Source organism: Granulicella sp. S190, from assembly GCF_009766095.1.
GTDB lineage: Bacteria > Acidobacteriota > Terriglobia > Terriglobales > Acidobacteriaceae > Edaphobacter.
In genome coordinates this window covers 158,024-168,893 of record NZ_LMUD01000014.1, presented here as the reverse complement: position 1 = coordinate 168,893, position 10,870 = coordinate 158,024, and the positions used below count along the sequence as shown (strand labels likewise).

At 52.9% G+C, this 10,870-nt stretch carries 7 protein-coding genes and 1 pseudogene; all 8 read right to left on the bottom strand.

The window, feature by feature from the left end:
• Positions 1 to 127 precede the first annotated feature (127 nt).
• The 8 genes and pseudogenes from GSQ94_RS07165 to GSQ94_RS07135 all read right to left on the bottom strand — a co-directional run bounded on the left by GSQ94_RS07165 (position 128) and on the right by GSQ94_RS07135 (position 10,378).
• On the bottom strand, positions 128 to 466 hold the full coding sequence (locus tag GSQ94_RS07165) for an RHS repeat-associated core domain-containing protein (protein WP_254063708.1): 339 nt from the start codon (positions 464 to 466) through the stop codon (positions 128 to 130).
• 81 nt (positions 467 to 547) lie between these two features.
• On the bottom strand, positions 548 to 883 hold the full coding sequence (locus GSQ94_RS07160; RefSeq protein ID WP_158942891.1) for a DUF6572 domain-containing protein: 336 nt from the start codon (positions 881 to 883) through the stop codon (positions 548 to 550).
• A 21-nt stretch (positions 884 to 904) separates the two neighbouring features.
• Positions 905 to 1,264: a hypothetical protein gene (locus GSQ94_RS21325; RefSeq protein WP_254063766.1), complete on the bottom strand. Its 360-nt coding sequence runs from the start codon at positions 1,262 to 1,264 to the stop codon at positions 905 to 907.
• Positions 1,265 to 1,465: 201 nt separating this feature from the next.
• Positions 1,466 to 1,678, bottom strand: a pseudogene (locus tag GSQ94_RS21320) (RHS repeat-associated core domain-containing protein); the annotation flags it as partial.
• A 114-nt stretch (positions 1,679 to 1,792) separates the two neighbouring features.
• Positions 1,793 to 2,272: a hypothetical protein gene (locus GSQ94_RS07150; protein ID WP_158942890.1), complete on the bottom strand. Its 480-nt coding sequence runs from the start codon at positions 2,270 to 2,272 to the stop codon at positions 1,793 to 1,795.
• Positions 2,269 to 3,066, bottom strand: a complete 798-nt coding sequence (locus tag GSQ94_RS07145; RefSeq protein ID WP_305794716.1) for an RHS repeat-associated core domain-containing protein — start codon at positions 3,064 to 3,066, stop codon at positions 2,269 to 2,271. The genes GSQ94_RS07150 and GSQ94_RS07145 overlap by 4 nt, the downstream gene beginning before the upstream one ends.
• Positions 3,067 to 3,116: 50 nt before the next feature.
• Entirely contained in the window at positions 3,117 to 3,725 is a 609-nt protein-coding gene (locus GSQ94_RS07140) for a hypothetical protein (protein WP_158942888.1), read from the bottom strand.
• A complete protein-coding gene (locus GSQ94_RS07135) occupies positions 3,722 to 10,378 on the bottom strand; it encodes an RHS repeat-associated core domain-containing protein (RefSeq protein ID WP_158942887.1) in 6,657 nt (2,218 codons plus the stop codon). The genes GSQ94_RS07140 and GSQ94_RS07135 overlap by 4 nt, the downstream gene beginning before the upstream one ends.
• Between the last annotated feature and the right edge of the window lie 492 nt (positions 10,379 to 10,870).

Here is a 10,870-nt window from a genome sequence, read left to right as displayed (position 1 = left end):
AATCTGCGCTTCGCTGTGCTTGCTCTTGCTCATACTGCTCTCCTCCCTGAATCCGAAATCATACTTGCGTAGGTGCGGATCCAAGGGAGCAGGTCAGTTCTGCTCCGGCGACGGGATAAATTCGTATTCACAAACGTGCGGGTTTTGGGGGCAGGTCAACCCTATGCTTTATGTCGTCCCAAGAATGTCCATCTGCATCTGCGCGGGAGAGTGGATTGTTCAGAACGTAACCATAAAGGTTTAGCGATTGCGGATTATCGAGTGTAGAGTACGGCACGGCTTCGGGTTTGTCGGCCCAGTCAGGACTCATGAAGCGGCCCATGTTGGAGGCGTAGTATCTGGCTCCGAAGTAATCTAGCCCTGATTCTGTATCGCGTTCTTTGCCGGTAAAATTGAAGTGTGTTGAAAAACACTGCTCAAACACATAACGCGGAACTGCATCGTAGGTATGTCTGCTTAAAATCATGACACCATGTGGGCATCGTAAACACATTGCTGACGATCCGAGAAGGGATCACTCTCGCCCAAGATTTGGTTTTGATCTGCTTTAGTTGTCATACGATTCGGCAAATACTTCATGGCGCAAACTGAACCCAGCCGATTCGATAACTTGTCGTGCTCGGGTAAGAAATAGAAGACCTTCCTGATCTGGCCTGAACTTAAAAACCACACTTAAAACCACTGGTCGCGCCTTTGCATCGGGGTACTTCTGAAGCATTTCTCCTCCCTCGACGAAAGCGAGGTAGGCATTAAATTTCTTCTGGAGCGTGCTCTGATGTTCGATCGTATCCGACCAATCGAGATGGTCACTGATCGTTAGGACCATCTCGCCAGCTTCGTTTACGCTCGCCACATCTACAGTATCGAATTGATCAACAGACATGCGCTATGCCTCTCCATCTGCTCATTGTGGTTGATTTGGTCTCACAACCTTGACTTCGGTAGGAGGGATCTTCGTGCCTCCGGGGAAACCTGGTTTACCTTGCTCCACCACAGTTCCACCAGTCTGAGCGATCTCTGGATGTGCTGCCGCTTGGTTGGGAGTGAGCCTAGCCGTCGCTGAGGACTTCGCTTCCGTAAGAGCTACCTTTCCAGAAGCGTCTTTACTAACGACATCCATCACAGTCTTAACTCCGCTCTCAGTCTTTATTGTTACGTTCTGCACAACATTCGTATCCGTGACTGCCGTTTGGGCTGCAACAGCTTCCTGGAAGGCCCTCCCCTGCGCTGCGTTCTGCAGGATACCTGGAGCCTCCTCTGGCATTCCCAACGGAACCATCTGCATGCTACATTGAGGGCAATTTTTCGTAGGGTTCATTAGGTCTGAATACAAGACCGCAGCAGAGTGGAGAAAGGACACATTGGCATCCACAAACCTACTGAACAATGACGGTGTAGGGGCTGAGACGTTTGTTGGCGCTGTCGGATCACCGCAATCTGGCGGGCAACCCGCATGGCCATCTGGGTCAGCCTTGCTGAGGGGATTGTTGAGCACGTACCCATACAGGTTTAGAGATTGAGGATTGTCGAGGCTGGAGTACGGCACGGCTTCCGGTTTGTCAGACCAGTCTGGTGACATCCACCGGCCCATCGTAGACGCATAGTAGCGAGCGCCGAAGTAGTCGAGCCCTGATTCGGTGTCTCTTTCTTTGCCGGTATAACGAGATGCCCAAAACACACACGAATGCACAAAGTGTGGAGTGCAGTCGTAAGTGAACTTGGGCTGTATCGTAGTGGTGTGTCCTTATTTCAAGGCGAAGCAGCGTGAAGAGGGCGAAGCCTTCAAGACTCGCTACAGGTTGCACTGCGACACGATGATAGTCGGCTGTTCATCCACGGGGCATTCAACATCCACAGTGAAGGTTCGCTCAGGAAAGACTTCCAAGAGCCGCAGTCTCCACATGTGTCCTAGTCGATTTGCCAGAAGGACATCTTCTGCAAGTGTCGTTGATCCGCGATTCGACGAAAAAAAACTCGACGGTATCTCAAAGCTATTGAACGAGCGTTCGATCTCTCTTCGGGTCTGCCCCGCCAGAAGAGCTTTTTCGACTCGAAAACGATCCTCTTCGGACTCCATGATGGATTCGTGGAAGATCATGCCCTTTAGCTCTATGAAATCGGGCCAGAATAGCTTGCTGTAGACCAACGCATATAAAGGGCTCCCGAAGGCTGAAGCGAAGTCAAGAACACTAAAAAGCCGGGTATCAGCGTCATTGTGATACTCCTTTAGGTGACGGACTAAATCCTGATCCCTTTCGAATGTTTGAATCATTGTGGAATCTCCTCTGGCCGCGCGGGTCTTGCTCTGTTAGCTGGAGAACCCGGCCCCTTTCCTTGAGCAGGCTCCTTTACCAGTGGTGGAGAGACTCCGCCATGCGTCTTTCCGTCTGGCCTAAAGACAGCCTTCTCATTACCGTTCTTATCAAACGTAGTATAGCCGGTCACTTTTCCGTTGGCATCTCGTTTCGCTACCGAGTGGTCGCCTTGTGCGCTCCCATCAGGCTGGACGATATTGGTTCTCTTGTTCCCACCTTGCTCGCCTCCTTCCGGGCCACTTGGGCTGCTAGTTTGCCCTGAAGGACTAGCGGGAGCTGCTGGTGCATTTGCACCTTTGGAAGACATCGAAAATATTGAACTGCCATCTTCGTTGGTCAGGCTTCCACCTGGAACATAAGATGGTGGTCTTGCGTTGGAAAGGATGTCTGCTACAGCATCTGGATGAGTTCCTACGAGGATAGCTACTCCAGCGCCCACTACGGCTCCAACTGGGCCTAATATAGATCCTGCTTCTGCACCGAAAAAGCCCTCGGCAGTTATGCACTCTGGGCAGTGTCCATCCGGGTCCGCTTTGCTCAACGGATTGTTCAGCACATATCCGTAGAGATTTAAGCTCTGTGGGTTCATCAGGTCTGAGTACGGCACGGCCTCGGGTTTGTCAGCCCAGTCCGGGCTCATCCATCGGCCCTGGTTGGACGAGTAGTATCTGGCCCCGAAGTAGTCGAGTCCGGATTCGTTGTCTCTTTCTTTGCCGGTATAACGGGATGGTTTTAAAGCGCACGATTGCACACAACGTGGAGCGCAGTCGTATGTGAAGTCAGGTGCATCGTAGTGATACGTCACCCTGCTGCCGCAACGCTACGATTCGAGAATTTCTGCATTTGCTCACCTATGACGCCAGATGTTACGGCTCCCCCTATGATGAACAGCGGCCCGAAGAGTGTAAGGATTTGCATCAGGCCTTCTGGATGCCCAGCAATGCGGACGTATGCAGCGTGCACTGCGTACGAACAGACGACAGCAACCATTCCACCGGCCAATAAGCCGAAAGCGGCCAGGTTGCTCCAATGTTTCGAGAGTAGGAAAGCCAAAACTTCTAGCAAGAGACTTGCTACTAACACCGCAGCAATTAACCCGAGCAGAACATCAGGCTTCATGTCTGAGAGAAGGCTAGACGCAGGCAACCCATGAGATTGAGCATAGCTCGCCGTCACCGCAAACGTGCCCAAGGCTGCAAGATAGGCTGGAACGCTCAAGAGCGCCGCAAGTAAGGCTCGCCACCCAGAGACTCTCATTCCAAGCGCCCACGCAGTCCCAAGGGCACAACATATGAAAATAGGACCCACGCCTGCCACAAGAAGCACAGGCAAGGCACGCGACAACGCGACGAGAAGAGCGCCAGAAATTGCTCCAGTGACGACGAAAATGATGCGATTTGTATTTTTCATTGGGGAGCCTGCGGTGTGAGTGGCTTTTCCGGTTGTTTAAGGGCTGACGGAGTTGTTTCCTGATAGTTGTGAACGAGAGTTGTTGTGACTGTCGTCCCATCCGTGGTGTATCGATAGATTTCCAGCGCGGGGTATTGTCGAGCGGTGCTTCCTGCGTCGACCCCTACTTGACCTCCAGGAGTCACTGTGAGGTTGATATGGTTGCTAATGTCTCCCAGCGCACCACCCACGTCGTACGCACTCTTAGCGCTCTGGTCGACGCTGACGTGCATGTTTCCGTTCGCGTCAGTTGTCGCAGTGGGGCTTATCTGACTAGAGCCGGACCCTTGCAAGCCTCCGCTCTGGCCCAAAATGCCACTCTTTGCAACTACATCGCCATCCTTGGGCTTGTCCGTGCTGCCCGTAGTGGGATCAATCGTGAACGTGGTCTGGATGCGGGAACTTCCACCATTCCCGTTTGTGCCGCGATTATCGCCATTGCCTATTCCGAGAGGTCCGAAACGGCTGCTGCTAATGTACGAAGCTACGCAAACACCTACCTGACCTGCCTTCAAATTTGATGGGGCATCACAGTGTCCGTCCGAATCAGCTCTGCTGAGGGGATTGTTGCGGACATAGCTGTACAGATTCAGAGATTGCGGATCGGGCAATACGGCGTAGGGTACAGGCGTAACCTTTGCAGCCCAGTCAGGCGACATGAATCGTCCCATTGAACTTGCGTAGTACCTCGCCCCGAAGTAATCCAGTCCCGATTCGCTATCCCTTTCTTTGCCGGTGAACATGTAGGGGTCGTTGGTTGATCCTGCAAAGACCTGGCCAAAGGGCGTGTAGTCGAGGGGGTTGGTAAGCAATATGGTGCTGCCTACTGTCCCGACTTGATTTCCGAGATGATCGAGGAGCCGATAGTTGGGGAGGGCAGTCTCGGTGCCTGCAACTTCAGCAAACATTCCATTCGGGCCGTAGATCAAGTCCGTCCAAGTGCCTGCACTGAGCCGGGCGATAGGACGCCCGCCGAAGAAGATCGTGTCGGTGACGCCGACGCCCTGCTTTTCGACGCGGTTGCCCTCTGGATCATATATATAAGTTGCTCCACCAGTCGAGATCAGCTTACTCTCTGCATCCCAGCTCATGGTAGTGAGACCGTTCGACAGCAGGTTGCCAGCCGCGTCGTATGCGTACCCGAACATCTGATTTTGTGCGGTGTAGCTGTCGTTGAAGCTTCCGTTCTGTTGAATGTTGCCGAAAGAATCGTAGCTGTAGGTCTGATTAAGGCCATTTTGCAGGAGAGTTGCGGATGCTCCGTTGGCCACGTTTGTTGTCCCGTTGATGGTCGGCGTATAGGGCGCAGGCGAGTCTCCCACCGCCATCTGCGCTCCCCAGATCTGGAAGCTCTGGCCCGAATGGATGGAGTCTGCTCCCCCAATCTGCAGATAGAACAGAGTGAGACCGTTCTGATTCGTAGCAGTCACGGAAAATCTCTGCCAGGTAGTGGTTAGAGTGACCGGAGCTGACTGTTGAATTTGCCAGCCAGCGTCTCCCACATTGTTGAGAAACAGCGTCGTGTTCAAGGTGCCACTTGCAACCCGCAGATACACGGATGCAGTAACGGTTTGGTTGTCATAGAGCGATGGATTCGCGACAAAATCTGAGATATAGCTGTCTGTCGCAGTGGAATCCGCAGTGAATATGCCTGCTGTCGTGGATCCATCGGGAGCAGTCGCAGCGTTGACCGCAACCGTACCAAACTGCGTTTGCCAACCCGGACCATTCAGCTGTTGTGAACTCGGCAATATGTTAGTCAGTTCTTGGCCCGAGATGACTGGGAGAGCACTCGTCATGACATAAGGTCCGGCATTTGGAGAGACCTCCACCTGCGTTCCCCAAATATCGAAAGACTGACCAGTACTAAAAGTACCCCCTCCTCCAACTTGAAGAAAGAGACGATTGAGTCCGTTGGGAAGTTGGCCGGATATTGCGAATCGTTGCCAACTCGTATTTAACGTTACCGTCTCTAGCCCAACATAGATACGGCCTGGGGCGTCGGCACCGAAGCCGATGCTAACAGTCTGGGTTCCGCTGGCGACCCGCAAAAAGACAGACCCGGTCACCGTGGCTCCATCATAGAGTGCAGGATTCGGCACGTTGTTGAGGATATACGCGTCGCTCTGATTGGCTTGAGCCGTCACCTGCGTCCCTGTTCCAGAACCATCGGGGGCGATCACTGCGGCGAGAGTTACCTGCGCTCCCGTTATATTCCAACTGGGGCCATTGGATAGCTGCGAGTAGGGGAGGACATTGGTCAAACTCGTTCCGGCGCTTACTTGACTTCCTCCAGTCGCAACATAAGGACCCGCGTTCGAGGCCAGTTCTATCTGAGCCCCCCAAGCAAGGATGGCCTCACCACTGACAAAGGTAACGTTTCCGCCTACATAGAACGAGAGCTGATTGAGGGTAGTCTGTCCTGTTATCGCGAAGCGCTGCCACGTTGTTGTCAGGGAAACGATACTGTTCGCCACCGGGGACGTTCCAGAGAGGAGAGCCAGCGAGATGTTCTGTGTCCCGCTAACGCAACGAAGCCAGATCGAGGCCGTGACCGGTAGGCCGGCGTAGGGCGCAGGATTCACAATACCGCCCACAAAATAACTCTCGGAAGATCCAGCGCTGGCCGTTACCAACGAAGCCGTATTAGTGCCATCCGGAGCCGGAGCGACCGCAGAGTTATCAACAATAGAAACTCCTGGAGTGTTGCGCAGCCACTCCGACGCCGTAAACCGTTGGGAGTAAGGCATGAAATTCGTGATCGTCGTTCCCGAGACGCCAGAGTCTTCCATCATTGGATTCCAGATTGAGATGGCTTGTCCATTAGACACCGAACCGGAGCCACCAATTTGCAGATAAAGAGTTCCAAGGTCTTGTGCCACCCGTCCGCTCAACGAAAATTGTTGCCAAGCAGTGGTCACGGGTACGGCCTTAGAAGCGGCAGTCTCCGGGTTGCCGGAACTACCGAACTCGACCAGATAGAGATTGACCGTGTGAGGTCCGTTGGGGGAACGCAGCCATACCGACGCGGTCATGGTCTCTCCGCTATAGCTTCCCGCTGACGTTCCATCCCCAACCCACCCGTCAGTCGATGTTCCTGTCGCGGCCACTATGTTATATGCGGACGAAGTCCCATCCGGCGCAGTTATACCAGTCTGAAATGTAATTGCGTTTTCTGACCATCCAAAGGAACCAGGCACATCTGGATTCTGTAGCAGATTCGAATCGTCGGGATCTGTCCAGGAGGGAGGTACGCCACCGGAGCTTCCATTTGTCCCGGAGGGAGTCGCTCCACTGGAGCTTCCTATAGAACTGCTCCCCGACGGAACTGACCATGACCCAGAGAATGGTCCAACAATATCCTGCGCACTCTGGAGCCGATTCAGATTGTCATACGTAAACTGTCGACTAATCCCGGTATAAGCATCCGTATAGGACTGGAGGTTGCTGTTGGGGTACCACTGATAGCCTTTACCCCAAAGCAGATTGGTTGATGTTCCGTAGAGAAGCGATTGGACTCTTTCTCGCGAGTCATATCCGGCCGATATCCCGAGGCCATCTCCCATCGTCGCATTTATCAGATGACCCGCAGGATCGTACCCTCCGCTCGCAGCAACGCTCAGATACGGCGTGGAGTGGCCATTGCCATTCCAGCCCGTATAGGTGATGGAGGATATTCGTCCAGAACCATCATTTGATTGCGAGATCGTTCTCCCATCCGGATAGGTCTGTGAGGTCATATTTCCCGCAAGATCATAGGTCGCCTGAGCCTGAATAGTAAGGGAGCAATTCGATGGTACGCAGTAACTCCGGCTCGTCACACGCCCCATGGCATCGTAGTTGTAGGCCCCAGAGGCGTTCACATCATTTGATTCGTACGCCAGCCTGCCTATCGAATTGGTTTGGGACGACAGGTCATACATGTACTGGTAGTAGAACGAGCCGTCCGACGCTACCTTTGTCGTCATTCGGTTGAGGGCATCATATCCATAGTTGACCGTGATGCCGCGTGCGTCAGTTTTCGCGACGAGGTTTCCATTCGCATCGTAACCGTTGATGCACGTGCTTCCGTTCCACAGTCCATAACAAACGGTTCCTGTCTCGGGGTTTGAGGCAGTAATGAGTTGAGACAGAGAGTTGTAACCAAAGCTACGATTGCGGGCCGTCTCGCCGGACAGACCAGACTGCGTCACTCCGGTCAGATCGTTAAGGCCGTTGTAGCCGTAGGTCGTTGCGGCGCCATTCGGCTCCGTTACGCTCTTCAATCGCCCTAGAGCGTCCGAATAACGTTGCCACGATTGTCCAGTCTCGTTGGTAAAAATGATTTCGTTTCCGGAATACGACCAGTGCTGCGTATTTGAGTCAGGCTCAGTTCCGAGAGTCTTACGCCCCAAGGCATCGTATGCAAAATAGGTTATCCCTGCACTCGTGCCGCGATATGGGTTTGAAACGGAATATACGCGTCCAAGCGCATCGTAATTCGTAGCCACTGTGACTGCCCCGGATGGGTCGGAAGTCAATTGACTATTCAAAGTTCTCCCAAGCCCATCGAAGGTTGTGAGATGCGTCTCTGCAATCCCGGATGTGTGTTGCAAATCCTGTTCGGTCACGGAGAGCGACCCGACAGTGTCACTGTATGAATATTGTTTGTATCCGGAGCCACTGCCGCCCGTACTTCCATCACTTGTCGCTGGATACGTAACTCGCATGAGACGATTCAGTGGATCGGCTACACCCGATTGAGTGGAATAAGAGTACGTCGTCTGCTGGGAGTTCTGATCAGTATGCGACAACATCAGACCGGTATTAGCATCGAACACGTACTTCTCAACGTGCTGTATGCCGTTCGTCGAGGGATAAGTCACCTGCGTTAGAAATACGCCTGTACCGTCGTAAGCAAGAGAAGTAGTATTCCCGTTCGCATCCTCCGTACTCGTTGGCATACCCTGTGTGTTATAAAAAGTTTGAGTCTTCGGCGAGGGGCCCAGATTATTTACCCTGGTGACGCTGGTTTGATTTCCGTAGACTCCCTGGGGACTTCCGCTCTCGTCGTATCCATAGTCGGTCTCCCCTGTGATTCCTCCTCCTGTGATAACGACACTGCTCGGCAAAGTGAGCATATTCGCAGTGAGATAAGAGGGCACCTGCTCCCATTTGTAGTTCGTCGTGGCCGTCTGCAGAAGCGCTCCGGCGGAGCCGGAGCCATAGTCATATTGCGTAACGCTTTGCGTCTGATGAAACGTGTAGCAGTTATTCGTTGAGTTCTGAGCAGGAGCATACCCGACTTCGCCAAATCCAGACCAGAAAGAACAAGTTCCATAGTTGGGGCTGAGGGTCGTGACAGACTTCGCAACAGCGGTATTTCCTCCGATCGGCCAGGTCACGGTAGTCGTTGTTGGTTGATAAGACACGCCGGATGAAGACGGAGTGCCAGGATCTGCTCCTCCACTGAAGACCTCGTTAAGGACATAGCTGGTTGTCTTCAGGAGAGTTGAACCTGCAGTGCAAGTGCGTCCCGATGAAGTATCATGGGGGCCACACCCCGTATAGGCCATCTGGCGAGTGATGCTATTGCCTACCGAGTTCCCTGCGTCATCATTGCCGCCGATTTGATATTCGACGTCGTTCCCACCAGGATCGGTAACGATACTCCAGGTTGGCGACCCCACTATCCATTGATAGTTCCACGTCTGAACCGGTTGACCATTCCCGGGAGTAATGGTGCGAGTTTTAATCACTCGAGTGATCGGGCTCGTTACTGACCACAATAAGCTCACATTCTGCCAGGTATACGCGATCGTTGCGCCCGTGGGCAGCGTCAAGTTCGTTAGAGACAAGTACGAGTCGTAAGTGAACCCATAGAAGGTTCCGTTCGGTAGCATGATGTTGCTAAGCAGCGTAGCCGGTTGATTTCCCTGATTGCTCGAGCTTGCTTCATTGACTGCCAACCAAGGACCATATGAGCCCGGTAGGTCGAATGCTGTCTGAAAGGAAAACTGCTTGTAGCAAAGATAGTAGGGTTGCGTTGCCCCGCTGCCAACGGATGGAACGGTCCACTCTCGCGCAGACACAGTCCCAGACGGGCAAGTCGTCTGGCCTGGACTGACAGGAATTCCAGGAACGGGGTCTGTCGTCGTTGCCAGATAGGTTCCTGCATCTGCATTGTCACTTGTTCCTGGCGATCCGTAACTTCCAGGGATCATTCTCCCGAGCGTGTCCTGCCATCCAGAAGCATTCTGCGTGATCGCGTTTCCCGCAGGATCAGAAACAGTCTCATAGTTTGAAGAAGATAGAGCATAGTTGACGCCAGCGGCGTCCGTGACAGAAGTAGATCCCAACGCGTCGTGGAAGTTCTGGGGCGAATAGCCGGTCGCGTCTGTACTAGGATAAGAACTCCCGTATGCACTATAGCCCTCGGGGCAGCTTCCACTCCCCTGGTTTGTACAGGTTTGATATTGACTGTCTCCGTAGTAGTGCTTGGCGCCGTCCGAGCCTCGCACGTAGAAGCCATAAAGATCGGTGGTAACTGTATAAGCGTTGTATGACGATCCGCCACCGCTCGTCGCCGACTGATATACATCTGTGCCGAAGTCGAGGTGCTGATCTCGAGCCACGTACACGCCGATGTTATTAGTTTGTGGCCCGCTTAGCGCATACCAACTCCAAATTCCTGCCTGCCTTGAGCCGCTAGGAGAATATGCCGTAGAAGAAGTGGGATAGATAAACCAAGACTTTTCGTTGTAGAAGATCCTAAAGTCGAGCTTAAGAGAATGACCTCGTTGCGGGTAGCTCAAAAGTGGAACATTTAAGAAAAGGTTCCCATTAACCGGATTGACGTTGTCGACGTCGCCAACTTGATAGACAGCTAGAGGCGATAGACCAACAGCGGAGTCAGGTGTTGCTGGATATTGGGCATAACTAGTATTGCCCATCAACAGAAACAGGGCAGACGCGAAAATCAGTCTCTTTGAGATTGATTTAAATTGGGGACCCGGGAAGCAAACAGAGAAATCTTGAGCTTCTGTACGAAGCACTGAATACCAAGGCATGTCACCGACTCCAAGTTAAGCAAGTGTGTAACTCAATCGCTCACAAAACGGTAACAC

Coding starts and splice junctions, on each gene's coding strand:
- GSQ94_RS21325 (WP_254063766.1), bottom strand. CDS start 1,264: ATGCCAGAGGAGGCTCCAGGTATCCTGCAGAACGCAGCGCAGGGGAGG.
- GSQ94_RS07165 (WP_254063708.1), bottom strand. CDS start 466: ATGATTTTAAGCAGACATACCTACGATGCAGTTCCGCGTTATGTGTTT.
- GSQ94_RS07150 (WP_158942890.1), bottom strand. CDS start 2,272: ATGATTCAAACATTCGAAAGGGATCAGGATTTAGTCCGTCACCTAAAG.
- GSQ94_RS07140 (WP_158942888.1), bottom strand. CDS start 3,725: ATGAAAAATACAAATCGCATCATTTTCGTCGTCACTGGAGCAATTTCT.
- GSQ94_RS07160 (WP_158942891.1), bottom strand. CDS start 883: ATGTCTGTTGATCAATTCGATACTGTAGATGTGGCGAGCGTAAACGAA.